General features: G+C 74.9%; 22 protein-coding genes and 1 pseudogene. 11 read left to right on the top strand and 12 right to left on the bottom strand.

Going from position 1 to position 26,186, the window contains the following annotated elements; all coding sequences use genetic code 11:
* Positions 1 to 295: 295 nt before the first annotated feature.
* Both polX and ABZ924_RS31680 read right to left on the bottom strand, forming a co-directional pair.
* Positions 296 to 2,020, bottom strand: a complete 1,725-nt coding sequence (gene polX / locus ABZ924_RS31685; protein WP_361917432.1) for a DNA polymerase/3'-5' exonuclease PolX — start codon at positions 2,018 to 2,020, stop codon at positions 296 to 298.
* 60 nt (positions 2,021 to 2,080) lie between these two features.
* Complete coding sequence (locus tag ABZ924_RS31680) at positions 2,081 to 3,085, bottom strand: helix-turn-helix domain-containing protein (RefSeq protein WP_361917430.1); 1,005 nt, start codon at positions 3,083 to 3,085, stop codon at positions 2,081 to 2,083.
* 170 nt (positions 3,086 to 3,255) lie between these two features.
* Between ABZ924_RS31680 and ABZ924_RS31675 the strand changes: the two genes are divergently transcribed.
* The 3 genes from ABZ924_RS31675 to ABZ924_RS31665 are packed head-to-tail and all read left to right on the top strand — an operon-like array spanning position 3,256 to position 6,058.
* Positions 3,256 to 4,227: an NADP-dependent oxidoreductase gene (locus ABZ924_RS31675; protein ID WP_361917440.1), complete on the top strand. Its 972-nt coding sequence runs from the start codon at positions 3,256 to 3,258 to the stop codon at positions 4,225 to 4,227.
* Complete coding sequence (locus ABZ924_RS31670; RefSeq protein WP_361917427.1) at positions 4,224 to 4,898, top strand: alpha/beta fold hydrolase; 675 nt, start codon at positions 4,224 to 4,226, stop codon at positions 4,896 to 4,898. The genes ABZ924_RS31675 and ABZ924_RS31670 overlap by 4 nt, the downstream gene beginning before the upstream one ends.
* 41 nt (positions 4,899 to 4,939) lie before the next feature.
* Positions 4,940 to 6,058, top strand: a complete 1,119-nt coding sequence (locus ABZ924_RS31665; protein ID WP_361917424.1) for a CapA family protein — start codon at positions 4,940 to 4,942, stop codon at positions 6,056 to 6,058.
* Positions 6,059 to 7,609: 1,551 nt separating this feature from the next.
* Here the strand turns inward: ABZ924_RS31665 and ABZ924_RS31660 are convergent.
* Complete coding sequence (locus ABZ924_RS31660; RefSeq protein WP_361917421.1) at positions 7,610 to 7,876, bottom strand: hypothetical protein; 267 nt, start codon at positions 7,874 to 7,876, stop codon at positions 7,610 to 7,612.
* Between the two features lie 215 nt (positions 7,877 to 8,091).
* On the opposite strand from ABZ924_RS31660, the gene ABZ924_RS31655 reads away from it, so the two are divergent.
* On the top strand, positions 8,092 to 9,054 hold the full coding sequence (locus ABZ924_RS31655) for a nucleoside hydrolase (protein ID WP_361917418.1): 963 nt from the start codon (positions 8,092 to 8,094) through the stop codon (positions 9,052 to 9,054).
* Here the strand turns inward: ABZ924_RS31655 and ABZ924_RS31650 are convergent.
* Both ABZ924_RS31650 and ABZ924_RS31645 read right to left on the bottom strand, forming a co-directional pair.
* Positions 9,051 to 9,560, bottom strand: coding sequence for a Rieske (2Fe-2S) protein (locus ABZ924_RS31650; protein ID WP_361917415.1), 510 nt, complete (start codon positions 9,558 to 9,560; stop codon positions 9,051 to 9,053). The genes ABZ924_RS31655 and ABZ924_RS31650 overlap by 4 nt on opposite strands.
* 160 nt (positions 9,561 to 9,720) lie before the next feature.
* Positions 9,721 to 10,098, bottom strand: a complete 378-nt coding sequence (locus tag ABZ924_RS31645; protein ID WP_361917412.1) for an STAS domain-containing protein — start codon at positions 10,096 to 10,098, stop codon at positions 9,721 to 9,723.
* A 184-nt stretch (positions 10,099 to 10,282) separates the two neighbouring features.
* Between ABZ924_RS31645 and ABZ924_RS31640 the strand changes: the two genes are divergently transcribed.
* The 3 genes from ABZ924_RS31640 (at position 10,283) to ABZ924_RS31630 (ending at position 14,295) form a co-directional block, all read left to right on the top strand.
* Complete coding sequence (locus ABZ924_RS31640) at positions 10,283 to 11,677, top strand: NADP-dependent succinic semialdehyde dehydrogenase (protein ID WP_361917409.1); 1,395 nt, start codon at positions 10,283 to 10,285, stop codon at positions 11,675 to 11,677.
* A gap of 168 nt (positions 11,678 to 11,845) precedes the next feature.
* Positions 11,846 to 13,102, top strand: a complete 1,257-nt coding sequence (locus tag ABZ924_RS31635) for an MFS transporter (RefSeq protein WP_361917438.1) — start codon at positions 11,846 to 11,848, stop codon at positions 13,100 to 13,102.
* Positions 13,099 to 14,295, top strand: coding sequence for an anhydro-N-acetylmuramic acid kinase (locus tag ABZ924_RS31630; RefSeq protein ID WP_361917406.1), 1,197 nt, complete (start codon positions 13,099 to 13,101; stop codon positions 14,293 to 14,295). The genes ABZ924_RS31635 and ABZ924_RS31630 overlap by 4 nt, the downstream gene beginning before the upstream one ends.
* Positions 14,296 to 14,313: 18 nt before the next feature.
* On the opposite strand, the gene ABZ924_RS31625 is transcribed toward ABZ924_RS31630, so the two are convergent.
* Positions 14,314 to 15,045: an SOS response-associated peptidase gene (locus ABZ924_RS31625; protein ID WP_361917403.1), complete on the bottom strand. Its 732-nt coding sequence runs from the start codon at positions 15,043 to 15,045 to the stop codon at positions 14,314 to 14,316.
* 292 nt (positions 15,046 to 15,337) lie between these two features.
* Here ABZ924_RS31625 and ABZ924_RS31620 point away from each other — a divergent pair, with 292 nt between their 5' ends.
* On the top strand, positions 15,338 to 15,862 hold the full coding sequence (locus ABZ924_RS31620) for a hypothetical protein (RefSeq protein WP_361917400.1): 525 nt from the start codon (positions 15,338 to 15,340) through the stop codon (positions 15,860 to 15,862).
* Between the two features lie 33 nt (positions 15,863 to 15,895).
* Here ABZ924_RS31620 and ABZ924_RS31615 read toward each other — a convergent pair whose 3' ends face one another.
* Positions 15,896 to 16,558, bottom strand: coding sequence for a hypothetical protein (locus tag ABZ924_RS31615; RefSeq protein ID WP_361917397.1), 663 nt, complete (start codon positions 16,556 to 16,558; stop codon positions 15,896 to 15,898).
* Between the two features lie 241 nt (positions 16,559 to 16,799).
* Here ABZ924_RS31615 and ABZ924_RS31610 point away from each other — a divergent pair, with 241 nt between their 5' ends.
* Positions 16,800 to 17,600: a hypothetical protein gene (locus ABZ924_RS31610; RefSeq protein ID WP_361917394.1), complete on the top strand. Its 801-nt coding sequence runs from the start codon at positions 16,800 to 16,802 to the stop codon at positions 17,598 to 17,600.
* A gap of 36 nt (positions 17,601 to 17,636) precedes the next feature.
* Here the strand turns inward: ABZ924_RS31610 and ABZ924_RS31605 are convergent, their stop codons facing one another.
* The 3 genes from ABZ924_RS31605 to ABZ924_RS31595 all read right to left on the bottom strand — a co-directional run bounded on the left by ABZ924_RS31605 (position 17,637) and on the right by ABZ924_RS31595 (position 21,774).
* Complete coding sequence (locus ABZ924_RS31605; protein ID WP_361917391.1) at positions 17,637 to 18,875, bottom strand: FAD-dependent monooxygenase; 1,239 nt, start codon at positions 18,873 to 18,875, stop codon at positions 17,637 to 17,639.
* A gap of 126 nt (positions 18,876 to 19,001) precedes the next feature.
* Complete coding sequence (pgm, locus tag ABZ924_RS31600; RefSeq protein ID WP_361917388.1) at positions 19,002 to 20,642, bottom strand: phosphoglucomutase (alpha-D-glucose-1,6-bisphosphate-dependent); 1,641 nt, start codon at positions 20,640 to 20,642, stop codon at positions 19,002 to 19,004.
* Positions 20,643 to 20,868: 226 nt separating this feature from the next.
* Complete coding sequence (locus ABZ924_RS31595) at positions 20,869 to 21,774, bottom strand: CHAD domain-containing protein (protein ID WP_361917385.1); 906 nt, start codon at positions 21,772 to 21,774, stop codon at positions 20,869 to 20,871.
* 378 nt (positions 21,775 to 22,152) lie between these two features.
* Between ABZ924_RS31595 and ABZ924_RS31590 the strand changes: the two genes are divergently transcribed.
* Complete coding sequence (locus ABZ924_RS31590; RefSeq protein ID WP_361917382.1) at positions 22,153 to 23,517, top strand: MBL fold metallo-hydrolase; 1,365 nt, start codon at positions 22,153 to 22,155, stop codon at positions 23,515 to 23,517.
* Between the two features lie 146 nt (positions 23,518 to 23,663).
* Here the strand turns inward: ABZ924_RS31590 and ABZ924_RS31585 are convergent, their stop codons facing one another.
* The gene (locus tag ABZ924_RS31585) at positions 23,664 to 24,470 is read right to left on the bottom strand and encodes an anti-sigma factor (protein WP_361917379.1); all 807 of its coding nucleotides are present in this window, start codon (positions 24,468 to 24,470) and stop codon (positions 23,664 to 23,666) included.
* Positions 24,467 to 24,991: an ECF RNA polymerase sigma factor SigK gene (gene sigK, locus ABZ924_RS31580; protein ID WP_361917435.1), complete on the bottom strand. Its 525-nt coding sequence runs from the start codon at positions 24,989 to 24,991 to the stop codon at positions 24,467 to 24,469. The genes ABZ924_RS31585 and sigK overlap by 4 nt, the downstream gene beginning before the upstream one ends.
* A 590-nt stretch (positions 24,992 to 25,581) precedes the next feature.
* Between sigK and ABZ924_RS31575 the strand changes: the two are divergent.
* A pseudogene (locus ABZ924_RS31575) lies at positions 25,582 to 26,186 on the top strand (molybdopterin-binding oxidoreductase); the annotation flags it as partial.

Raw genomic sequence — 26,186 nt, 5'->3', positions numbered from 1 at the left:
GGAGCCCCAGCGCACCCCCCGGCCGCCGCCATCAAAGCCGAGCGCCGACACCTCCAGCCCCGCCGGCGATTGAGGCGCGGGGCCCGGGGCAGCGCCCCAGCACAACCCCGGCCGCCGCCATCAAAGCCGAGCGCCGACACCTCCAGCCCCGCCGGCGATTGAGGCGCGGGGCCCGGGGCAGCGCCCCAGGCAACCCGGCTCCGCCGGGCACCGGGCTCCACCCGGACCCTCCCCCCGACTCCGTCCGGGGGCCCCCCACTCAAACGCCGGCGAGGCTGGATCTGCCGACCCGGCCTCAGGGCCGCTTGGCGCGCAGGAAGCGGTGGAGGCGGGTCCACGGCCAGGCGTTGACGACGTCGTCCTTCGTCAGCCAGCCGCGCTGCGCGGTGCCCACCCCGTACCGCAGGTACGGCAGGTGCACGGTGGCGTGGGCGTCGGAGTCCACGGCGAACTTCACCCCGTACCGCTTCGCCCGCAGGACGTCCTCGTCGCACAGGTCCAGCCGCTCCGGGTGCGCGTTGATCTCCAGGGCGGTGCCGGTCCGCGCGCAGGCCTCGAAGACGGCGTCGAAGTCGGCGTCCACCCCCGGCCGCTTCCCGATGCGCCGCGTGGTGGGGTGGCCGATGACGGCGACGTACGGGTTCTCGCAGGCCCGCAGGATCCGCGCCGTCATGGCCTGCCGGCTCTGGCCGAAGTGGGAGTGCACCGAGGCCACGCACAGTTCGAAGCCCGCGAGGAAGTCGTCCGGCCAGTCCAGGCCCCCGTCCGGGCCGATGTTGAGCTCGGTGCCGTGCAGCAGCCGCATCCCGCGCACGGTGCGGTCCAGGGCGCGGACCTGCGCGCGCTGCGCGAGGATCTTCTCCTTGGTCATGCGCTGCATGGACAGGTCCGGGGCGTGGTCGGTCACCGCGTAGTACGCGTATCCGCGGGCGGCAGCGGCGGCCACCATGTCCTCCAGGGAGGCGAGCCCGTCGGTGAGGTCGGTGTGGGTGTGCAGGTCGCCCTTGATGTCGCGCTCGGTCAGCAGCTCGGGCAGCTCGCCGCGCAGGCCGGCCGCGATCTCCCCGCGGTCCTCGCGCAGGGTCGGCGGGATCCAGGGCAGGCCGAGCCGGGCGTAGACCTCCTCCTCGGTCTCCGAGGCGAGGCTGTCGCCGCTCTCGGCGTCGAAGAGCCCGTACTCGGACAGCTTCAGGCCGTGGCGGACGGCCAGCTCCCGGGTGCGGATGTTGTGGGCCTTGGAGCCGGTGAAGTACTGCAGTCCCGCGCCCCAGGAGGCGGGCGGCAGCACCCGCAGGTCGACCTGGAGGCCGGAGGCCGTGCGGACGGAGGTCTTCTTGGCCCCGTGCGCGATGACCTCGGCGGTGTGTGCGAGGCGGGTGAGGGCCGTCATGAACGGCGCCGAGCCGTCGGCGGCGACGAGGATGTCGATGTCCCCGATGGTCTCGCGCATGCGGCGCAGCGAGCCGGCGTACGTGCACCGCACGCATCCGGGGATCCGCTCCATCTCGGCGACGATCTCCTCGGCGAGCTCCATGGCGGCGTCGAGGAGGATGCGGTCGCCGGACTGCCGGAGCAGGGCGATGCCGTGGAGGATGGCCTGCTCGGTGCGCTCGCCGAAGCCCTTCAGGTCGCGCAGCTGCTCCTGCTCGATCGCGGCCTCCAGCTGCGGTACGGAGGAGATGCCGAGCTCCCGGTGGAGGAGGAGGGCCTTGCGGGGGCCGAGGCCGGGGATGCGGGTGAGTTCGCGCACGCCGGCCGGGACGGCGGACCGGGAGGCGTCGATGTCGGGGACGTGCCCGGTCCGCAGGTACTCCACGACCTTGTCCGCGATGGACTTGCCGACGTTCGGGATCTCCCTCAGGCCCTTGGCGTCGAGCCGGGCGATGTCGACCGGGTGGCCGCCGATGGCGCGGGCGGCCTTCTCGTACGCGCGTGCCTTGAAGGCGTCCGCGCCGCTGATGGCGATCAGTTCGGCGTACTCCCGGAGCAGCGCCTCCACCTCTTCGTTGGCCCGGCTCATACCTCCAGGGTGCTCCCGCGCCGCCCTGCGGGCGCGTCCACCCTGACGCCGGTCACCCGTTCAGGGCACCACGGCCGCCTTGGCGCGGAAGGTCTGCCGGTAGGCCAGCGGCGCCACACCGATCGTGAGCGCCATGTGCCGCCGCAGGGAGGCGCCGGTCCCGAGGCCGGCTTCCTCGGCGATGCGGTCCACGGAGAGGTCGGTGACTTCCAGCAGGCGGCGTGCGTGCTCGATGCGCTGCCGGGTCAGCCATTGGCCGGGGGTCATCCCGACCTCGTCGCGGAAGCGGCGCGAGAAGGTCCGTACGCTCATGCCCGCGTGCCGGGCCAGCTCGGCCAGGGCGAGGGGCCGGCCGAGGCGGGCGAGGGCCCATTCACGGGTGGCGGAGGTACTGCTCTGCGCGGTTTCGGGGACCGGCCGCTCGATGAACTGCGCCTGCCCGCCCTCCCGCCAGGGCGGTACGACGCACAGCCGGGCCACCCGGTTGGCGACGGCGCTGCCGTGGTCGCGGCGCAGCAGGTGCAGGCACAGGTCCACGCCGGCGGCGACTCCGGCGGCGGTGAGGACCCGGCCGCCGTCGACGAACAGCACGTCGGCGTCGACCTGGACCCGGGGGAAGGCGCGCTGGAAGTGCTCCGCCTCGTTCCAGTGGGTGGTGGCGCGCCGGCCGTCGAGGAGGCCGGCGGTGGCCAGGACGTAGGAGGCGGTGCACATCGAGACGATGCGGGCGCCGGCCGGCAACCGGTCGAGGGCCGCGGCGAGTTCGGCGGGCAGCCAGTCGAAGGCGGCGGGGTCGTTGCCGTCCGCGCCCGGGCCGCAGACGAAGGGCGGGATGACGAGGGTGTCCGCGGTGGCGAAGGCCTCGGCCCCGTGTTCGACCATGATGGCGAAATCGGCGCTGGTGCGGACCGGGCGGCCGTCGAGGCTGCAGGTCAGGACCTCGTAGAGGGGCTCGCCGGCGGGCCCTTCGGCCGTGCCGAAGATCCGTACGGGGATGGTCATCTCGAAGGGGTAGACCCCGTCGAGGGCGAGGACGACGACCCGGTGCGCGCGCTCAGCTGTCATGGCCGGATCTTTTCAGATCGTGGCAGTCCGGCCACTCGTTCGCCCGGATCGAGCCCGGCAACCTTGATCACATGACGACGACTCAGGCCACGACGACACAGGCCACGACGGCACAGGCCACGACGGCACAGAGCACGCAGACCACGCACGCCGCGCAGGCACCCCAGTCCATGCAGGCCGTCACCCAGGACCGCTTCGGCGGGCCCGAGGTGCTGCGCCTCGCCACCGTCGACCGGCCCGCACCCGGTCCGGCCGAGGTGCTCGTACGGATCCACGCGGCGGCGGTCAACCCCACCGACGTCTGGCACCGTGCGACCGGCGGCCTGGCCGGCACCGGCGTGCCGCCCGTGCCGCTCGGCTGGGACCTCTCGGGCACCGTCGAGGCCGTCGGCATCGGCGTCACCCTGTTCCGCCCGGGCGACGAGGTGTTCGGCATGCCGCGCCACCCCGCACCGGCGGGCACGTACGCCGAGTACGCCACCTCCCCGGCCCGCCACCTGGTCCGCAAGCCGGCCGGCCTCGACCACGTCGCGGCCGCCGCCCTGCCGCTGGCCGGTCTGACGGCGTGGCAGGCCCTGGTCGACACCGCTGACGTGCAGCCCGGGCAGCGGGTGCTGGTCCACGCGGCGGCCGGCGGCGTCGGCCACCTCGCCGTCCAGATCGCCAAGGCCCGCGGCGCGTACGTGATCGGCACCGCGAGCGCCGCCAAGCACGGCTTCGTCCGCTCGCTCGGCGCGGACGAGGTCGTCGACTACCGCACGACCGACTTCGCCGAGACCGTGGCCGGCGTGGACGTCGTCCTCGACACCATCGGCGGCGCGTACGGCCCGCGCTCGCTGCGGACCCTGCGCCCCGGCGGGCTCGTGGTCTCGCTCGCCTCCCCGGCCGAGGCCGCGCTCGCCGACGAGGCCGCCCGGCACGGCGTGCGGGCCGTGTTCCTGGCCGTGGAGGCCGACCACGCGGGCATGCGGGCCCTCGCCGACCTCGCCGAGCGCGGTGCGCTGCGCCCGCACATCGCGCAGGTGCTGCCGCTCGCGCAGGCGGGCAGGGCGCACGAGCTCTCCCAGTCCGGCCGCACCAGCGGCAAGATCGTCCTGACCACCGCAGCCCACCGCCCGACCTCCGCAGGAGACCCGCGATGACGACGTACGTACTGGTCCCCGGCGCCTGGCACGGCGCCTGGACCTTCGAGCCGCTCGCCCGCGCCCTGCGCCGGGCCGGCCACGAGGCGTACCCGCTGTCGCTGACGGGCCTCGGCAGCCGCAGGCACCTGCTGACCCCCTCGGTCAACCTGGACACGCACATCGCGGACGTGGTGAACCTGCTGGTGGACGAGGACATACCCGAGGCGGTCCTGGTCGGCCACAGTTACGGTGGCACGGTCATCACGGGTGCGGCCGACCGGGTCCCGGAGCGCGTGAAGGGCCTGGTGTACGTGGACGCCGTGGTCCCGCAGGACGGCCAGTCGACGTGGTCGCCGGTGAGCGACAACGAGCGGGCCTGGTACCTGAACGGCACCGCGGAGAACGGCTATACCAGCGCCCCGCTCCCCTTCTTCGACCCGCGCACCACCCCGCACCCGCTGGCCTCGCTGCTCCAGGCGGTCCGCCTGGAGGGCGGCCTCGACCGGTTCCCGGAGAAGTCGTACGTGTACGCGACCGGCTGGCCGACGCCGTCGCCGTCGCCGTTCACGGAGCTGTACGAACGCCTCGGCGGACTGCCGGACTGGCGCACGTACGCCGTCGACAGCGGGCGCGACGTGATGCGCGAGGCCCCGGAGGAGCTGCTGAAGGTCGTCCTCGGCCACGCGTGAGGCGGCCGACGCGGCTGACGGAGGCGGCCTAGGCTGGGAGCATGGCCGGCAGTGAGGTCGCGGTCTTCCTGTGCGGTGACGTCATGCTGGGGCGCGGCGTCGACCAGATCCTGCCGCATCCGGGCGATCCGGAGCTGCGGGAGGGGTACGTCAAGGACGCCCGCGACTACGTGGAGCTGGCGGAGGCGGCGGGCGGCGTGCTCCCGCCGCTGCCCGTGGGCTTCGACTGGCCGTGGGGGGACGCGCTCGCGGTGCTCGATGCGGCCGCGCCCGACGCGCGGGTGGTCAATCTGGAGACCAGCGTGACGCGCAGCGGCGACTTCGCCCCCGGCAAGGCGGTCCACTACCGCATGAACCCCGAGAACCTGCCCTGTCTGGCGGCCGCCCGCCCCGACGTCTGCGTGCTGGCCAACAACCACGTCCTGGACTTCGGCCGGCGCGGGCTGCGCGAGACGCTGCGCACGCTGGCCCGGGCGGGGCTGGTGACGGCGGGGGCCGGGCAACACGCCGAGGCGGCGGCCCGGCCGGCCGCCGTGCCGCTGGCCGGCGGCGGGCGGTTGCTGGTCTACTCCTTCGGGATGCCGTGCAGCGGGGTCCCGCCCGACTGGGCCGCGAGCCGCGACCGCGCGGGCGTGGCGTACGTGCCCGATGCGGCCGGGGCCGCCGCCCGCGCGGTCGCGGCGCGCGTACGGGAGGAGAAACGGCCCGGCGACATCGCGGTGGCCTCCGTCCACTGGGGCTCCAACTGGGGGTACGAGGTCCCGCACGACCGGGTCGCCTTCGGCCGTGCCCTGGTCGACGCCGGCGTGGACATCGTGCACGGCCACTCCTCGCACCACCCGCGGCCGCTGGAGCTGTACCGGGGCAGGCTGATCCTGTACGGCTGCGGGGACTTCATCGACGACTACGAGGGCATCAGCGGCTACGAGCGCTACCGCGACGACCTGCGCCTGCTGTACCTGGCCTCGGTGGACGCGGATTCCGGGCGGCTGCGCGGGCTTCGGATCACGGTGTTCCGGGCCCGGGCGCTGCGGCTGCGGCACGCCTCACCCGAGGACGCCTCCTGGGTCCGGGACCTCCTCGCCCGAATCGCCTCGGGCCTCCAAGACCGGCCCGACACCACCAACCCCCCGAACACCTGGACCCTCGCACCGACCTGACACCCCCGCGCCACACCACCGCGGCGCACGTTCCCGATACCCGGTCCAGCCCGCGGGCCGACATGCCGTACGACGCGCCAAGCCGCACACCCTCGTTGCCCCGGTCGGCACTGAGCCCGGCCCATGCCGCCGCCACCCGCAACGTGCGTACCGTCGGGGGCGACCCGGCTGCCGACACCCCGGTCGATATCGCCCCCTCCCTGCGCCGCACCGGGCGGACGGGCTCATCCCCGCGGTGCGAGGGGCAGGTTGGCCAAACTGCGCAAGGCGACAGGGGCCTCGGGTCATCCCCGCGGGTGCGGGGAGCAGTTCCCCCAGCCGGGCGGCGTCGTCTCGGTGAGGGGATCATCCTCGCGGTGCGGGGAGCAGGCCCTCGTCTTCCGCGCACCGGCAACGCTCACGGGGTCATCCCCGCGGGTGCGGGGAGCAGACCGGAATGCTGTCGTATTCGCCCGATGGCTGGGGGTCATCCCCGCGGGTGCGGGGAACAGCCGTCGCGTCTCATGCGAGACAAGATTGGCAAGGGGTCACCCCCGCGGGCGCGGGGAACAGCCCCCGCGCGGCGGGGCTTCTTTCTGCACCCAGGGTTCATCCCCGCGGGTGCGGGGAGCAGATGGCAACACCCGCAACACCGGAAGGGGATCCGGGGTCATCCCCGCGGGTGCGGGGAGCAGTCACCGCGTTCCGACGCGTCATCTTGTGGCCGGGGTCATCCCCGCGGGTGCGGAGAGCAGTTTCAGCTGGTGGGTGCGGGGGTGCCGGTGACGGGGTCATCCCCGCGGGTGCGGAGAGCAGGTCGATGGCGTAGCCCGATCTGTCATCGGATGGGGGTCATCCCCGCGGGCGCGGAGAGCAGTGGTCGAGCTTCCGCCCGGACATACGGCGCAAGGGGTCATCCCCGCGGGTGCGGAGAGCAGACCGCGGTGAGTTCGAACGTGCCCGCGCGGTCGGGGTCATCCCCGCGGGTGCGGAGAGCAGTCGTAGATCAGGCCGGTGACGATGCCGGTGTGGGGGTCATCCCCGCGGGTGCGGAGAGCAGCGATGGCTGTGGGCACGCTTTTTGTGGCGGTCGGGGTCATCCCCGCGGGTGCGGAGAGCAGTCGCCGTTCGTGCGGTGCATGACGAGCTTGGCGGGGTCATCCCCGCGGGTGCGGAGAGCAGGCTTCCTGAGCTGGGACTCTAGCTCGGCTTGGGCCAGGTTTTCGGCACTTTCGCCGAATCCGGCAAACCGGTCAAAGCTCCAACCACGGGACTTCCTCACGGTGTCATCTCCCGTCCGGGCGACCGATGCCCGGGGAGTGTGTCCCGCGGGCGCCGGGCTGTCCATGACGGGGAGCCCTTTCCGGCCTGCCCGGACCGTGGTGCGCCGGTGGCCGGGTGTTGGCTCGCCGGTCAGGCAATCCGCTCCAGTACCCTCTGGAGGTCTCCGACCGCGTAGGCCCAGTTGTGGCACTTGCAAGCTGCGGAGATCGGTGATCGGGTTCCGGCAGCCGTGGCAGAGCAGGCCGGCGATGGCCTCCGGGGCCTCGGTGTTCACGTACTCGGCGATCATCACGCGCCCGTGCCTGCCGTCCAGCGCAGACGAGACGATGTCCAGCCAGCTGGGTTGCCGGCCGCAGGCCCGCACCGCCGGGAGTCGCCGCTGACCCAGAGGGGGGCTCCGATCGTGCCGGCCTCCATGCCCAGGAGCTCCTCGACCTTGCGCACGTCCTCCTCCGGAGTCACCCACCGGTGGCAGCCGGGCAGCGAAGCGGGCGAGTCGTAGACGGCTCGGAAGACGGCGTCGCTCACTCTGCGCGTCTCGCGTTGTGCGGTCATGGGGACCAGACCATCTTTCGCACGGGTCGGTGTGTGCATCGCGTTGCTTACTGACCGCTGCTCGGCCGGGTGGCACGTTCTCCACCCGGAGGTCCTTCGAGAGGATGCCCCCGCGGGCACCACCTGGCGGACACCGGTGTGCCGGGGCGCTCTGGCCCCGTACGTCACCCGGCCGCACACTGGGCGGGACCGGCTCCGCAGACCGAGGAGTGTTCGTGCCCGTACCGCCCGCGCCGCCCGTACCGATCGTCATCGACTGCGACCCGGGGCACGACGACGCCCTCGCGATCATGCTGGCGGCGGGTGATCCGGCCGTGGACCTCCTCGCGATCACCACGGTCGCGGGCAACCAGACGCTGGCCAAGACCACCCTGAACGCCCGCCGTGTCTGCACGGTCGCCGGGATCGCCGGCGTGCCCGTCGCGGCGGGCTGCGACCGGCCGCTCGTCCAGCCGCTGGCCGTGGCGGACGACGTGCACGGCGCGTCCGGGCTCGACGGGCCGCGGTTCCCCGAGCCCACGGTCGGCGTGGCGCCCGAGCACGCCGTGGACCTGATCCACCGGATCCTGCGGGACCATCCCGAGCCGGTCACCCTCGTGCCCACCGCACCGCTGACCAACATCGCGCTGCTGCTGACCCGTTATCCCGAGGACGCGGCCCGGATCCGCGAGATCGTCCTCATGGGGGGCTCCACGGAGCGCGGGAACCGGACCCCGGCGGCCGAGTTCAACGTCCAGGCCGACCCGGAGGCGGCGGACATCGTCTTCCGCAGCGGTGTCCCGCTGACCATGTGCGGGCTCAACGTCACCCACCAGGCGCTCGCCACGCCCGAGGTGCTGGCCCGCTTCACCGGCCTGGGCACCGAGCTCGGGCGGATCTGCGCCGATCTGCTGACGTACTTCGCCTCGACCTACCGCGAGTTGTGGGGCTTCCCGGACCCGCCCCTGCACGATCCCGTGGCCGTGGCCAGGGTGATCGACCCGCGGATCGTGCGCTGTGTGGAGGCCAATGTGGTCGTGGAGCTCCAGGGCCGCTACACGCGCGGCGCGACCGTCGTCGACCTGCACCGCCGCACGGACCGGCCGGTGAACGCGCGGGTGGCGACGACCCTGGACGCCGACCTCTTCTGGGACCGGGTCGTCGCCGCCGTTTCCGCACTCGGCCGCCGCGCCGACTAGCCGAGGGTGATGTTGTCCCCCTGAACGGTGATCTTGGCCGGGGAGAGCGGGCGACTGGCCGGGCCGCCGGCGACCGAGCCGTCGGAGATCTTGAACAGGCTCTGGTGGCAGGGGCAGACGATGTTCTCGTCCTTCACCGAGCCCACCAGGCAGCCCTGGTGGGTGCAGGTCGCCGAGAAGGCCTTGAACTGGCCCGCCGCGGGCTGGGTGACCACCACCTTCTGGTCCTTGAACACCTTGCCGCCGCCGACCGGGATGTCGGCGGTGCGCGCGAGCACCTGGCCGCCGCCCCCGGGCGCCGCCGCCCCGCCGGTGGTGCCCGAGGGGCTGCCCTGGCCGCCGTTCTGCGCACCGCCGTTCTGCGCGCCGCCCGTTGCGTCGTTCTGTGCGCCCGAGGCGCCCGAGGCGTCCGAACCGCCGTCGGCGCCGCAGCCGCTCAGGGCGGCGCCCGCCAGTGTGGCGGCGCCCGCCGCGAGTACCGTGCGCCGGCGCGTCGTGTCGCCCATGACCGTGTCTCCTTCTCGTCCCGGAAGCGACCGGGGCATCACCTGCACTCCCCGGTCTCAGCAGGAACACGCTAGGGCGTGGCGAACGGTTCGACGCACGGGTTGTCGAATTCGATCAAACCTTCCCGCACACCTTCCCGCACACCTTCCCGCCCGCGCGTCAGGCCAGGTCCTGCGGCAGCTCCGGGTGCACCGTGAAGAGGCCCATCGCGCCGGTGATCTCGAACATGCGGGCCACGGGCGGCCGCAGGCCCGCGAGCTCCAGGGTGGTGCCGGCCGCCTTGGCGTCCAGCCGACCCTTCAACAGGATGTTGAGCCCGGTCGAGTCGCAGAACATCAGCCCGGTGCAGTCGACGACGACCCGTTCGGCCCCGTCCTGGCCGAGGGCCTCCTCGAGCGCCCTGCGCAGCGGTTCCGGGCTGTCGTGGTCGAGCTCCCCCGCCGTGGCCACGATGACGACGTCGCCGCGCCGGCGCAGCGTCGCGGTCAGTCCGGGCCCGTCGCCGCTGCCGTCCGTCCCGTACGCATCCGATGCCATGCGGTACTCCGGTTTTCCTTGCGGGCCGCTGCGGTCCCCTCCGCGACCATACGCCCCGCCGCCCCCGCGCGCCGGGTGGCGCGGCGCGGCACCCGCCGGGTCGGTGTTGCGGGTCCGCGTTGCGCGGGCCCGGCCCAGGGGGCAGGGTCGAGGAGCCGGTCCGGTCGACGAGGAGGAGCCGACGATGCCGATTGCCACGGTCAACCCCGCGACGGGCGAGACGGTACGCACCTTCGACGCGCTGGGGCCCGACGAGATCGAGCGGTGTCTCGCCGACGCAGCGCGGGCCTTCGCCTCGTACCGCACGACGGGCTTCGCCGAGCGGGCGAGGCTGCTGAGGCGGGCCGCGGACCTGCTGGAGGCGGACAACGAGGCCATCGCCCGGACCATGACCCTCGAGATGGGCAAACCGCTCGGTGCGGCCCGGGCCGAAGCCGCCAAATGCGTGAAGGCCATGCGCTGGTACGCCGACCGCGCCGCGGCGCTGCTCGCCGACGAGCATCCCGCCGACTCCGACGTCCGCGACAGCGGGGCCGCGGCCGTCCGGGCGCACTACCGGCCGCTCGGGGTGGTCCTCGCCGTCATGCCGTGGAACTTCCCGCTGTGGCAGGTGGTGCGGTTCGCGGCGCCCGCCCTGATGGCGGGGAACGTCGGGCTGCTCAAGCACGCCTCGAACGTGCCCCAGACGGCCCTCTACCTGGGTGAGCTGTTCGAGCGGGCGGGTTTCCCGCACGGCTGCTTCCAGACCCTGCTGATCGGTTCGGACGCCGTGGAGGCGGTGCTGCGCGACGAGCGGGTCGCCGCGGCGACGCTGACGGGCAGCGAGCCGGCCGGTCGGGCGGTCGCCTCGACGGCGGGCGACGAGGTGAAGAAGACGGTCCTGGAGCTGGGCGGCAGCGATCCGTACATCGTGATGCCCTCGGCCGACATCGAGCAGGCCGCCAAGACGGCGATCACCGCGCGCGTGCAGAACAACGGGCAGTCCTGCATCGCGGCCAAGCGGTTCATCGTGCACGCCGACGTGTACGACGCGTTCGCGGAGCGGTTCACCGCCGGGATGAAGGCGCTCAGCATCGGCGACCCGATGCTGGAGTCCACCGACGTGGGCCCGCTCGCCACCGAGAAGGGCCGTGCCGACCTGGAGGAGCTCGTCGACGACGCGGTACGGGGTGGGGCGGACGTGCTGTGCGGCGGGCGGCGCCCGCCGGGGCTGCAGCAGGGCTGGTACTACGAGCCCACCGTGCTGGCCGGCATCACCGGGGACATGCGCATCGACCTGGAGGAGACCTTCGGGCCGGTCGCCACGCTGTACCGGGTGGCGGACCTCGACGAGGCCGTGGAACGGGCCAACCACACGCCGTTCGGGCTCAGCTCGAACGTGTGGACGCGCAGCGACGAGGACATCGCGCGGTTCGTCCGTGACCTGCAGGCGGGCGGCATCTACATCAACGGCATGACCGCCTCGCACCCCGCCCTGCCCTTCGGCGGGGTCAAGCGCTCGGGGTACGGGCGCGAGCTGTCGGGGCACGGGATCCGCGAGTTCTGCAACGTGACCACCGTCTGGCAGGCGCCGGCCTGACCCGGGCGGCCGCCGCCGAACTGCTGAACCCGGGCTCCGGAAGGCGTCGCAGCGCCGCCGAGGGGGCACGCAGCACGGGTGAGACCTCTCGAAACGTCCGAAGCCTCCGAGGCGTCCGGAGCATCCCCGGCGGCGGGCGCGCGGCGGCCGGCCGGCTCCCGACGGGCCCTGCTCGCCGCGTGCGTCGGCAACCTCATCGAGTGGTACGAGTTCGGGGTGTACGGCTGCCTGGTCACGGTCCTCGCGGAGAACTTCTTCGCGTCCGGCGCAGCCGGCACGGGCGGAGCCGCCGCGCTGGTCGCGACGTACGCCTCCTTCGCGCTCGCCTTCTTCTTCCGGCCGGCCGGGGCCCTGCTGTTCGGGCGGCTCGGCGACCGGATCGGCCGGCGCCCCGCCCTCGTCACCTCCGTCACCGTCATGACGCTGGCCACCACGGCGATCGGGCTCCTGCCGACCCGGGCCGCGATCGGCGCGGCCGCGCCCGTGCTCCTGACGGTCCTGCGCGTGCTCCAGGGGCTCTCCGCGGGCGGCGAGTTCGGCGGTGCGGTCTCCGTCATGACGGAGACTGCACCGGTGGGCCGGCGCGGCCGCCGCGGGGCCTGGCAGTCCTTCACCGTCGCGCTCGGCCTGCTCTCCGGCGCCGCCACCGCCGCGGCGCTCGCGACGGTGCTGTCCTCCGACGCCCTGTACGGGTGGGGGTGGCGGGTTCCGTTCCTGCTGGCCCTGCCGCTGGGCGCGGTCGCGCTCCGGCTGCGTACGGGGCTGGTCGAGCCGGAAGCGCCCCCGCGGGCGGGCTCCGGCCCCGCGGCGGCCGTACCACCACCGCGCCCCGCGGAGCTCGTGCGCGCGGTGGTGCTGGGCATCGGCCGTGTCATGGGCTGGTCGGCGGCCGGGTACACCTTCCTCGTCGTGCTGCCGGCGCATCTGCAGGCGGGGCTGGGGGCGTCCGTACGGCAGGCGCTGCTCGCGACGGCGCTGGCGAACCTGGGCTTCGCCGCGTCGATCCTGCCGGCCGGGGCGCTCAGCGACCGGATCGGCCGGCGGCCGGTGATGCTGGGCGGCGCCCTGTCGGTGGTGCTGCTCGCCGTGCCCCTGCTGCACCTGCTGGAGTCACCGTCCGTCTCGCTGTGGGCCAAGGCGGGGGCGGTGCTGCTCGCGGGCTCGCTGGTCGGCCTGATGGCCGGGCCCGGGCCGGCCATGCTCGCCGAGATGTTCCCCCGCTCGGTGCGCTGCACCGGCCTGGGCGTGGCGTACGCCCTGGCCAACGCGGTGTTCTCCGGCTGCGCGGGCCTCGTCATCACCACGCTGACCGCCCGGACGGGAGACACCGCCGTGCCCGCCTACTACGCCGCCGGCACCTGCGCGCTGAGCTCGCTCGCGCTGCTGACCTTGCGCGGCGACGACCACCGGGAGCCGCTGCGATGAGGGTGATCGGGCTGATGTCGGGGACCTCGTACGACGCCGTCGATGCCGCGGCGGCCGACCTGGAGCTGTCCGGGGCGGACGGCACGCTGCACCTGACCCCGCTGGGGATGGTCAGCGCCCCCTACCCGGCCGACGTGCGGGAGGCCCTCGCCGCGGCCCTGCCGCCCGCGTCGACGACGCTGGCCGACGTGTGCCGCCTCGACACCCGGATCGGGCAGGCCTTCGCGGCGGCGGCGGCCCGCGCCGACCGGGAGCTGTGCGCCGGGCGGGCGGAGCTGGTCGCCTCGCACGGGCAGACGGTGTTCCACTGGGCCGAGGACGGGAGGGTGCACGGCACGCTGCAGCTGGGCGAGCCGGCCTGGATCGCCGAGGGCAGCGGCTGCCCCGTCGTCTCCGGGTTCCGGCCGCGCGACGTCGCGGCGGGCGGGCAGGGCGCCCCGCTGGTGAGCCTGGTGGACCTGATGCTGCTGCGCGGGCGGCCCGGTGTGCCCGCCGCCCTGAACATCGGCGGGATCGCCAACCTGACGGTGCTGCCCGCCGCCGGCGAGCCGCTGGCGTTCGACACCGGGCCCGGGAACGCGCTGATGGACGCCGCGGTCCGGGAGGTGACCGGCGGGCGGCTCGCGTACGACGAGGGCGGTGCGATCGCCGCCGCGGGGCGGGTCCACGAGCCGCTGCTGCGGCGGATGCTCGCGGAGCCGTACTACCGGCTGCCGCCGCCCCGGACCACCGGGAAGGAGCTGTTCCACGCGGGCTACCTGCGCGCGCACCTGGCCGGGTGCGACGACGGCACTCCGGCCCCGCAGGACCTCGTCGCGACCCTGACCCGGCTGACCGCCCGCACGGTGGCCGACGCGCTGCGGCCGCTGGGGGCGACGGAGGTGTTCGTGTCGGGCGGCGGCGTGCGCAACCCGGTGCTGATGGGGATGCTGCGCGACGAGCTGGCGTGGGCCACGGCCGTGCGCCCCTCGGAGGAGCTGGGGCTGCCGGCCGCGGCGAAGGAGGCGTACGCGTTCGCCGTCCTGGGCTACCTCACCCTCCACGGGCTGCCGGGCAACGCCCCGCGGTGCACGGGCGCGGGCGGGCCGCGGGTCCTGGGGTCGCTGACACCGGGCTCCCGTCCGCTGCGGCTGCCGGAGCGGCCGGTGCGCGCCCCGCACGCCCTGGCGGTGCGCGACCCGGCGGGCAGGTGAGGGGCGCGGCGGTAGGCGTCAGAGGGGGGCGGCGTCGAGGAGGTGGGGGCCGTTGTTGCGGACGCTGTTGACGGCGGTGGACACCGGGCGCACTTCGAGGCGGCCGCCGGCCGGGGTGTGGAGCAGGGCGCGCAGGGCGTGGACGTCCTGGTGGGCGGGGTCGAGCCAGGCCGCGTAGTCGCCGGGGTCCAGGGCCAGCGGCATCCGGGGGTGGATCCGGCCGGCCGCGTCCTCCGCCTCGGTGGTGATGATCGTGGCGGTGGCGAGCCAGGCGTCAGGGTCCTCGTCGTCGGCGACGGCCGGGTCGCGCCAGAACTCGTACAACCCCGCCATGGCCATGACCCCGTCGTTCTCGGGCGTGATGAAGTACGGCTGCTTGTAGGCCTTCGCCCCGCCGGCGGAGGGTACGGCCTGCCACTCGTAGAAGCCGTCGGCGGGCAGCAGACAGCGCCGCCGGGTGAAGGCCCGGCGGTAGGCCGGCTTCTCGTGGACCGTCTCCACCCGGGCGTTGATCATCCGGGCGCCGCCCGAGGCGTCCTTGGACCAGGAGGGGACCAGGCCCCACCGCAGGGGGCGCAGGCGCCGCTCGATCTCCCCGGTGTCACGGTCCGGGCGTTCCAGGACGGCCCACACCGGGTCGGTGGGGGCGACGTTCCAGCTGGGCGCGAGGGCCTCCCGGGGGTCCCATCGGGCCTCGAACAGGCCGGCCAGGTCCTCGGGGGCGCGGGATGACGCGTACCGGCCGCACATGGCATCCACTGTGCCATCCCGGCGGGCGTCGGGGCGGCAGCGACGGCCGGCGGGCGGTGGCCGGGTCCGGACCGGTGCCGCGGGCGCGGGGAACATGGAGGGGTACGTGCCCGCAGCCACCGGGGCGGCCGCCCGGGCCGCTCACCGCAGGCGGTCGCCGTCTCCAGCGTAGGCCGCGACCGCCCCGCCCCGACACCCGGACGGCACCCGTACGGCACCGCCGGGCGGCCGGGAGACCCCCGATCGCGCCTCCGAGCTGGCGCGGGGCACGGCCGCGGGCGAGCATCACGGCATGGACACCACCTCGCTCACCGACATCGACGCCCTGGTCCGCGACGGCAAGGTCGTCATGTCCGCGGACGACGGCACGGTCGTCGCCGCGGTACAGGACGCCCTGCGCGCGGGGCGCTCGGTGACCTTCTACCTCTCCCGGGCCCAGGCCGCGGCCGTCAAGGCCTGGTACTGGACGCCCCAGCGGGTCGAGAACCGCGGCATGGAGCCGGTGTCCCGCGAGGAGCGGGAGCGGATCACCTCGGAACTCGGGATCAAGGACATCGGGCCGGCCCACTCCAACCGCATCACGTGCGAGTGCGGCGCGCAGTACGGGGCCTTCGAGTTCATCGAGCAGGGCATCGCCGAGCACGGGCGGCGGACCGTCGATGCCGTGCTGGACCTGGAGCACGCCTACGTCCTGCGGGTGAACCCGGTGACGCCCGCCGTCTGCTCCGTCTGCCGCACGACGGTGATCGTCGGCCACGAGTACGACATGACGAACAGGTACGGCTGCTCCCGCTCCGAGGGCACCCTCCCCTTGTGAGCCGGCGGCGCCGGGACGGCCCCGGGCCGCCGGCTAGGAGACGAACTCCTCGTCGCCGTAGCGCACCTCGGCGCTGTTCCAGTCGACGCCGAGCCCGGTCACGAACCGCTGGGCCAGGGACAGTTCGGTGAGCGGGGCCACGAGGACGAGGCGGCCGTCGAGGGTCACCGACCCGCCGCCGAGCCGCTCCCGGGCCTCCGGATCGGCGAGCAGGGCCTCACGCAGGCGGGCCGCGGAGACGCCGGCGGCCTCGATCTCGACCGCGTCGGTCTCCGGGGCGGTGCGCGACAGGCAGCGGAAAGTCAGGACCGCCTCCTGGTCGTAACTCTTGCGGACGGTGTCGGCGAGCTGGTGCAGGCCCTGCGCGCCCACCCGGTTGACGTCGAACTTCCGCGAGCGCTCGTACGTGGTCTGCTGCAGGTCGCCGGACCAGAACACCCCGTCGAGCAGGGTCGAGCCGAGCGGGATCGCGCCGTTGGCGCGGATGAGGGTGCGGACCTCCCGGTCGAAGACCCTCAGCCGGTCCTTCAGCCGTGCGTCGTCCGGGTCGGTGATGACCGCGGTGTTGTTCGTCGCGAACAGTTCCCCGGCCGCCGGGCAGTCGCGCGCCTCCGGAGCGGCCTGTGCGCTTCCCGCGCCCGCCGCCCCGAGGACCAGGACGCCGACCGCCACCAGGACACCCAGCCGTTGCTTCATTCCCGCACTCCCTGCCCGTGACCGCACCTGACGGCATTCACCGTAGGGCTTGTGACGGCGCCTCAACTGCCGTGGCGCCGCCGTTGGCCGGAACGGGTGACGGGTGTGTCCGGCCACGGCCGTGCGGGTGGTTCTCGTGGCGCGCCCGGCCGGGGGCGGGCCGGGGAGGGCCGCCGACCGGGGAACATCGGCCACGGCAGTACGGGGGCGGGCCCGCGACACCACCACGAGGAGCCGGAGCATGACCAGCCGAGCCGCACGCCGACCCCGACCGCGACCGCGCGCCCGGCTGCGGCGGCTGCGCCGCACCGCGCTGGCCGCGCTCGTCTGCCTGGGGACGCTGGCCGCCGGCCAGCCGGCCGGGGCGCAAGGCGGCTCCGGCACCCAGCCCCGGGCCGTCTTCCGGCCCTTGCAGGACTTCCTCCAGACCCAGGGCACGTTCTGCCTCGACGACGGGCAGGGCGGCTGCGCCGAGCTCGTGCCGGGGTTCCCGAATCTGCTCGTCTGGAGCCAGCTCGCCCCCGAGGACCGCTGTGCCCTCGTGGACTACGTCGGCCTCCTGGGCCAGAGGATCTTCACCAACACGGGCGGCACGGTCGACGTGCGCCCCGTGGTCACGGGAACCGTCAGAGAACAGGCACGCTCCGACGGGCGGGCCGACGTACACGTCAGGGTGGAGGCCGTCGGCGCGGTCACGTACGTGACCCAGGGCTGCGACCTGCGCAACGGCCCGCTGGAGTTCGGGCACACCCTCCCCGAGGTCCAGGCGGGTCAGCAGCCGGCGCGCGGCACGTCGAGGCTCGACATCCGGTTCGTCAACAACGCCCCCGGCGCCCCGCTGCCGGACCTCCTCCAGCTCATCCAGGAGCCCACCCTCGGGCAGGTCCCTCTCGTGATGACCTTCCGCACCACCGCCACCGGGCCCCTGCGCCCGGCGTTCGGGGTGCCGGACGGCACCCCCGGCCGGTTGACCATCAACAACGACATCGACTTCGCCCGCCCCGACAGCCGCCGCGAGCGGATCGACCTGCGCCGCTCGTGAACCGCCGGGCCGGGCCGGGAGTTCGCGGCGGCCTGGTCACGGCCTGGTCATGGCCTGGCCCCCGATGTCGGCGACCCCGGCCAGCTGGCCCGTCCACCAGGCCTGGGCCGCGTCGTGGTCCATCGACGCCCAGGCCGGGGTCTCCTCCACCTGGGCGCGGCCCAGCCGGCGCGCCAGCGCGACCAGGTCCCGGCCCGCCGGGCCGCGCGCCGCCTGGTACGCGGACGTCAGCTCGGCCCAGGAGCCGGCGCGGCGCCAGGCGGTCTCGAAGGCGCTGGCGTCCTGGAGGGCCTTGGCGGCGCCGCTGGTGTTGTGCGGGCGGACCACGGTGGCCGCGTCCCCGGCGAGCAGCAGCCGCCCGGCGGCGATGCGTTCGGCGTCCAGGTCGTAGAGGGGCTGGACGATGGTGTCCTGCGGCTCCGTCAGCCGGAGCACCCGGGCCCAGTACGGCGGGAACTGCCGTTCCAGCAGCTCGCCCAGGTGGTCCCGCAGTTCGTCGGTGACCCGGCCCGGCGGGAAGCTCGTCGGGTCGTCGTACGGCAGCCGGCCGGCCTGCGGGGGCGTGGCGTAAAGGACCCAGTTGACCCGCAGGCCCTCCGGGCCGGGGATGCGGTAGATGACGCAGCTGCCGCCGGGGAAGCCCACGGTGGTCACCGCGTCCGGGGACCAGTGCCCGGCGCCCGCCGCGGGGAGGCGGGCGGCGTCGAAGTTGCCGCGCCAGCAGACGTATCCGGCGTAGTGCGGGCGGGACTTCGGGGAGAGGGCCTCGCGCACCACCGAGCGGTAGCCGTCGGCGCCGACGACCAGGTCGTACCTTTCGACGCCGCCGTCCGCCAGCCGCACCTCGGCGGCTCCCTCGTCGGCCCCGTCGCCGCCGTCCGCGCCCGCCACCTCTGTCACCGCCGCGCCCTGGCGGTAGGCCACCGAGTCCGGCGTCGACTCGCGCAGGCCCCGCCACAGCAGGCCCCAGTGGTAGGAGTGGAAGGGGAAGGGCTGCTCCCAGAACGTCCGGCCGGCCGGGCCCGCGGCCTCGTCGCGGACCACCCAGGTGCGCCGGGCCAGCGGGTGCGCGGCGATGCCGGCGGGCAGGGCGCCGGTCGCGGTGAGTTCGGCGGCGCGGTCGTCGTGGATGCACAGGCCGACGCCGCGGTCGGCGAGCCGGCCGCGGGTGCGTTCCAGTACGAGCACCTCGTCGGCGCCCGCGCGGGCCGCCGCCGAGGCGAACGCGCAGCCCGCGATGCTCCCTCCGACCACCGCGACCGTTCCGCCCCGCATGGCTGCTCCCTCCGCGCACGTGTGGTGTGGCCCGGTCCGCCACCTTACTGACCGGGCCGGGGCGCGGTGGGCGGTTTCGTACGGAAGTCGCCGAGGCCGCCGAAGTCGCCGAAGTCGCCGGTCCCGTCAGCCGGTCAGGGCGGCCGATACGACCGACTGGGCCTCCTGCTGGACGCGGGTCAGGTGGTCGGCGCCGAGGAAGGACTCGGCGTAGATCTTGTACACGTCCTCGGTGCCGGAGGGGCGGGCCGCGAACCAGGCGTGCTCGGTGGTGACCTTGATGCCGCCGATCGCGGCGCCGTTGCCCGGGGCGTGGGTCAGTACGGAGGTGACCTCCTCCCCCGCCAGCGTGTCGGCCGTGACCTGCTCGGGCGAGAGCCGGCCGAGGACCGCCTTCTGCTCGCGGTCGGCCGGGGCGTCGATGCGGGCGTAGGCCGGCTCGCCGAAACGGGAGGTGAGGGCGGCGTACCGCTCGCTGGGCGTCTGCCCGGTGACGGCGAGCATCTCCGATGCCAGCAGGGCGAGGATGATGCCGTCCTTGTCGGTGGTCCACACCGAGCCGTCGCGGCGCAGGAAGGAGGCCCCGGCAGACTCCTCGCCGCCGAAGCCGAGCGTGCCCGCGGAGAGGCCGTCGACGAACCACTTGAAGCCGACGGGCACCTCGACGAGCTCGCGGCCCAGGTCGGCGGCGACCCGGTCGATCATCCCGGAGGAGACCAGCGTCTTGCCGACGGCGGCGCCCTGCGGCCACCGGTCGCGGTGGCGGTAAAGGTAGTCGATCGCGGTGGCGAGGTAGTGGTTGGGGTTCATCAGGCCGCCGTCGGGCGTGACGATGCCGTGCCGGTCGGCGTCGGCGTCATTGCCGGTGGCGATCTGGAACCGGTCCCGGCCCTCGATCAGCGAGGCCATGGCGTACGGGGAGGAGCAGTCCATGCGGATCTTGCCGTCCCAGTCCAGGGTCATGAACCGCCAGGTGGGGTCGGTGTGCGGGTTGACGACGGTCAGGTCGAGGCGGTGCTCCTCGGCGATCCGCTGCCAGTACGCCACGGAGGCGCCGCCGAGCGGGTCGGCGCCGATGCGCACGCCGGCGGTGCGTACGGCGTCCAGGTCGAGCACGGCGGGCAGGTCGCGCACGTAGGTGCCGAGGAAGTCGTAGGTGCCGGTGGTCGCCGCGGCCCGGGCGCGGGCGTACGGCAGCCGCCGGACCTCCTTCAGGCCGCCGGTGATGATCTCGTTGGCACGGTCCTGGATCCAGCCGGTGGCGTCGGAGCCGGCCGGTCCTCCGGACGGCGGGTTGTACTTGAAGCCGCCGTCCGCGGGCGGGTTGTGCGAGGGGGTGACGACCACGCCGTCGGCCAAGCCGGAGGAGCGGCCGCGGTTGTGGGTGAGGATGGCGTGGGAGACGGCCGGGGTCGGGGTGTAGCCGTCGGCGTCGTCGACGAGGACGGTGACGCCGTTGGCGGCGAAGACCTCCAGGGCGGTCACCCGGGCCGGTTCGGACAGCGCGTGGGTGTCCGCGCCGAGGAACAGCGGGCCGTCGATGCCCTGTCCGGCCCGGTACTCGCAGATCGCCTGGCTGGTCGCGGCGATGTGGTCCTCGTTGAAGGCGGTCGCCAGTGAGGACCCGCGGTGGCCGGACGTGCCGAAGGCGACGCGCTGGGCCGGGTCCGCCGGGTCGGGGTGCAGGGCGTAGTACGCGGTGACGAGCCGTGCGACGTCGATCAGGTCGTCCGGGCCCGCCTGCTGCCCTGCTCGTTCGTTCGGCATGCGCCGGCTCCTCCGTACTGGTCCAAAGGTCCAAAGAACAACACTGGTCATTGTGTCGTCCCCGGACCCGGGCCGCACAGGTGGCCCCCCGGCCACGTGCGGCCCCGCGGTGGCCCGGCCGTGGCCCGCGGCGGCTCTGCGGCGGCTTGTGCGGTGGCTCTGCGGACGCCACCGCGCGGGTGGCCCGCGGGGTGCACCCGTGCGGTGGCGTCCGCCCCGGGGCGGCTCAGCCGCCGGGGCGCAGGGCGGCGAGTTCGCGGTGCAGAGCGGACAGGCGGGCCTCGACCGAGGCCGCCGCGGACCGTTCGCAGTCCGTCAGGTCGCGCAGGGCGTCGCGCACTTCCCGGTCGGGGGCCTCGGCCGGCCAGGCCTCGACCGTGCGGCGGCACACGGTGCTGTCCTGGTGCTCGCCCAGCAGGTCGTGGAGGGCGCCGAGGCCGCGCAAGGGGTGCCGCAGCAGGTCGGGGTAGGCGCGGGCGACGCTGCGGCCGGTGTCCAGGACCGGTTTGGCGGCCTTGCGGACCTCGTGCAGTTCGTCCGCCCGGGTCTCGGGGTCCGCGATCGCCGCGGCGGCGGCGAAGGCGTCCAGCAGCGGCTGCCAGGCCGCGCAGAACCAGCCGTGCAGGCGGGTGGCGGCGTCGGCGGCCACCGGGGCGTCGGCCTTCGCATCGAGGGCGGCGACGAGCGAGCCGTAGCGGGGGCCGTCGAGGACGAGCAGCAGTTCGCACCGCGCCGGGCCGCGCAGCCCTTCGATGCGCTGGACGGTCCAGTGGGCCGGGCGGCCCCGCATCGCGGGGTGCGAAGCCACGCGGTGGGCGGTCTCGTCGAAGTGGCGGACCACGCCCAGGTGCGCGTTGAGCCAGGTGAACTCCGCCGACAGGCCGCCGGGTTCCGCGGCGGTCTCGGGGTGGTCGGGCTCGCGGTACCCCGGCTCGCGGCCCGCACCGGCGGCGTCAGCGGCGTCCAGCGTGTGCCATACGCTGCGCAGGCGGCGCGAGGCCGTCCGCATCGCCTTCACCGCGCCGGGCCGGTCCCTGCGGACGAGCGGCTCGCGCGAGACGAGCCGGTCCCGCTCCCGCTGCACGTACGCGCCGACGGCCGTCGCGGCCTCCACCCTCATCAGGGTTCCCATCAGCGTTCCCTCCCCCAGGTGACGTGCGCGCCCGCCGGTCGGGCCGGAGCCGCCCATGGTGGGCACGGTCTACCCCGGAGGCGGCGTGCTGAACGCGGGGCGCGGGCAGTGCGTCCGAACGGGTCACGGCGCCGCCACGGGAGTGGCGTCCGGGGCGGGAGCGACGTCTGCTGCGGGGATGGCACCCGCCGCGGCGCAGCCGTGCCGCGTCCCGGGCCCCCGTTCCGGCCGGGCGCGGGCGCGGGCGCCACCCGGCCGGGACCGGGGCCCGGACGTAGACTGAAGGCGCCCCGCGCGCCCCGCGCGGCGTGCGCCGGACGGTCCTCCGGCCGGGCGGCCGGGAGCGTCACGGCGCCGGGCGGCCTGGAGCGTGACGGCATGGACCGGATCGAGATCATGACCACCCCGTCACTGGGCGACAGCAGTTACCTGCTGGTCAGCGGTGACGAGGCGGCGCTGGTGGACCCGCAGCGAGACAGCTGGGACCTGGTCGGGTCCTGTGCGGCGCGCGGTATACGCGTCAGGTACGTCCTGGAGACGCACGTGCACAACGACTACGTCTCCGGCGCCCTGGAGGTCCGCGCCGCCACCGGGGCCACCGTGGCCGGGCCGGCCCGTGCGCCGTACGCCTTCGACCACCTGGGGCTCGCCGAGGACGACGAGATCACCGTCGGGGACGCCACCGTACGGGCGATGGAGACGCCGGGACACACCCGCGAGCACACCTCGTACCTGGTGTACGGGAACGCGCGCGACCGCGGCCGGCAGACCCCGGCGGCGGTGTTCACCGGGGGCAGCCTGCTGGTGGGCTCCGCCGGTCGCACCGACCTGTCCGGCGAGCACCTCACCGAGGAGCTCGCTCGGGCCCAGTTCCGCTCGCTGCGGCGCCTTGCGCTGCTGCCCGACACCACCCGGGTCCTGCCCACGCACGGCGCGGGCAGCTCCTGCTCCGCGGGCCCGGCCGCCTCGGGCCGTACGAGCACCGTGGGCGCCGAGCGGCGGACCAACCCGGCGCTGGCGGCGCGGGACGAGGAGGACTTCGTCGACTCGCGGACGACGGGGCTGACGCCTTTCCCCGCGTACTTCCACCACATGGCGCCCATCAACCGGGCCGGTCCCGGCGTGCTCGGCGGACCGCCGCAGCTGCGTCCGCTGACGCCGGCCGCGGTCGAGGGGCTCCTCGGCGGCGGCGCCTGGATCGTCGACGGGCGCGAGCGCGGTACGTTCGCCGCGGCCCATCTGCCCGGATCGATCTGCGACGAGCTCGACGACCGGTTCGCGAGCCTGATCGGCGAGGTCGTGCCGTTCGGCACCCGGCTGGTCCTGGTGCTCCCCGAGCCCGCGGCGGAGGCGGCGCGGGAGGCCGTGGTCCAACTGCTCCGGATCGGCTACGAGAACGTCGCGGGGCACCTGGCCGGCGGGATCGGCGCCTGGGCCGCGGCGGGCCGGCCGCTGCGCAGCTTCCCCACCGCCGAGGCGTCCGAGCTGGCCGGGCACGTGCGGGAGCACCGCGTCCTCGACGTACGCCCCGACCGGCCGGAGGGCGGGATCCCGGGCACGCTCGCGATACCGCTGGCCGAACTGCCGCGGCGGCTGGGCGAGTTGCCGCGGGAGCGGGAGGTGTGGACGGTGTGCGGCAGCGGCCGCCGGGCGACCGTGGCGGCGAGCCTGCTGGACCTGGCGGGCATTCCCGTACGGGCGGTGGTCAAGGGCGGGGTGGAGGACCTGCGGGCGGCTGCGTGAGGGGTCTGGACGGGCGGGCTGGAGGGGCGGGCTGACCGGCGGTGACGGGCGGGCTACGGGCTCGGCCGGCTCGGCCTGCCCGGCCGGCCCCCGGGGTGGGGCGGGCCGGGCGAGGCCGCGCGGAGCGGAACGCCGGTCGCCCGGGTTCAGGCGGGCAGGGCGAGCATGAGCAGCGGCCGGCTCGTGGGCTGCGGGGATCCGCCGGCCGGTTCGAGGGTGAGGCCGACTCCGGTCGCCCCCCGGATGCCGCCGTCCAGGAGGGTGGCTCCGTCGCGCGCGGGCAGGCCGGCCGGGCGCATGGTGCCGTGGTCGTCGAACCACAGCTGGTACGTCCTGCCCTCCCCCGGATCGGGCAATCCCGCCCCGAAGAACACCGCCTTGTCCTGCTGCCGGGAGCTGACCACGGAGGTGGCCGCGCCGCCGGCGGTGCGGCCGCGCACCGTACGGGCGTCCGGTGCGGCCATCACCGCGGCCAGGTCCTGCAGCCGTTGCTCCCCGGCCTGCGCCTGCTCCCGGGCCCGGTCGGCGCTCTGCTCCTGCCGGACGGCGACGCCCGCGAACACGGCCGCCGCCGCGACGCTCGCGGCGAGGACCATGACCCGGGCCCGCCGGCGCAGCACCGCGGCGAGGGCCGGGGCGCTCCCTGCGGGGCCGTCGGACTCCGGGAGCAGCGGGGGCAGTTGGCGTACGGAGTCGATGTCGAACAGGACCGCGTCCTTGATGCGCGGGGACGGGGGCAGGGCGGCCGCACCGGCCAGACGGGCGGCGGTGGCGGCGAATCCGTCGATCTCCTGCCGGCAGGCGGTGCAGTCGGCGAGGTGGGCGGTGAAGGCCTCGTGTTCGGCGGGCGGGAGGGCGTCGAGGGCGTACGCGCCGGTGAGGGTGTGCAGTGCGTGGTCGTGCTTGTCGTGCTTGCTGTTCCTGCCGTGCCTGTCGTGCCTGTCCAGTTTCATGTGGTCACCCCCATGCAGTCGCGCAGCCGGATCAGCCCGTCGCGCATCCGGGTCTTGACGGTCGGGAGCGGGGTGCACAGCGTCTCGGCGACCTCGCGGTAGGTCAGCCCCTGGTAGTAGGCGAGGGTGACGGCCTGGCGCTGGATCTCGGTCAGCCCGCGCAGGCAGCGCCGCACCTGCTCGCTCTCCAGGCGGGTTTCGACCTGTTCGGCGACCTCGTCGAAGGGGCGGGCCTGCGCCCGGGCCGCATCGTCGTGCTCGCGGTTGGTCGCGGCCTGGGCGGAGCGGACCCGGTCGACGGCGCGGCGGTGGGCGAGGGTGGCCGCCCAGGTCGTCACGCTGCCCTGGTCCGGGCGGTAGCGGGCGGCCTGCCGCCATAGGTCGATCATGACTTCCTGGGTCACTTCCTCGGACTGGGCGCGGTCGCGCACGACTTTGACGACGATCCCGAAGACGGTGCCGGACAGGGCGTCGTAGAGGTCGGAGAAGGCGTCCTTGTCGCCGCGGGCGACACGGGCCATCAGCTCTTCCAGCGGGGGCACTCCGGCGTCCGGGAGGCCGAAGGTCAGGGGTTGCCTCACCGAGCGCTCTCCCCTCCCCGGGGGCGGGGATGGGAGCAGGGGCAATGGCTCGGGCACGTGATCGGGAACGGGGCCCGGCTCGGGCGCGGGGCGCAGTGCGGTGCGGGGGTGGCGGGTGGTCCACCGGGATCCGTCCATCGCATGGCAGTCCTTGGTGTCGGGTGTCGGGTTTCGGGAGGCAGGCTTGACGGATCTTCGTAGCGGACGGGGGCACGGATTGGCCCGGTCTCGCGTCCAATTCATCACCGGAGTGAGTGATTTCGGGGCCGCCTGCATGCGCCTGCATCCGGGCGCGGCCGTAGCGCCGAAGGAGGGGTGAAGACCCGGAGCCCGACGCTCCGGCTCTTCGGGGCGGGCCGGCGTCGACGGGGCGCGGGCCTGCCGCGGGGGTGGCGGCGGTCGGCGGCGGCCACCCCCGCATCGCCTTCCCCCCTGATGTCCTGCCTGCCTGCTGCCTGCTGCCTGCTGCCTGCTGCCTGCTGCCTGCTGCCGCGGAAAGACGGACCAATCCGCTCGCTGCGGGGCGCCGAATGGCGGGTGTGAACAGCTTCCGCAAGCGCTCCGTACGGATCACGGCGGGGGCCGCGGCCGGCCTCCTGTCGGCGTACGCGGCCTTGGCCGTCGCCGAGTTGGCCGCCGCGCCGGTACGCCCGGAGGCCGGGCCGGTGGCCGCGGTCGGCGGGGCCGCCGTCGACCGCACCCCGGCCGCGGTGAAGGACTTCGCGATCCGGACCTTCGGCGAGGAAGACAAGCGCGTCCTCCTCCTCGGCATCCTGGCCGTCCTCGCATTGTGCGCGGCGGGACTGGGGGTCCTGGGCGCGGTGTCGCCCCGCCGCCGGCGTGCGGCGAGCGCCGGGGCCGCGGCCTTCGGGCTGCTCGGGGCGGCGGCCGCGCTGACCCGGACCGGCTCCGGTTCCGCGGCCGATGCGCTGCCCTCGCTGGCCGGCGGCGCGGCCGGGGCGTTCGTGCTCCAGCTGCTGACGGGGCGGCTCGGGCGGGAGGCCGGGGCGGCCGGGGCTGCCGACCGGGCCGACCCGTCCCCCCGAGCTGGCCCGGGCGCGGCCGGGGTGGGGGGGGCCGGGGGCCGGGGGGGCCGGGGCGGGGTGCAAGGCGGGGCCCGAGGGACCGCGGGCCC

This window comes from Streptomyces sp. NPDC046876 (genome assembly GCF_040645035.1).
Taxonomy (GTDB): Bacteria; Actinomycetota; Actinomycetes; order Streptomycetales; family Streptomycetaceae; genus Streptomyces.
The sequence above is the reverse complement of the archived record's forward strand: the minus strand, read 5'-3'. Positions and strand labels throughout refer to the sequence as shown.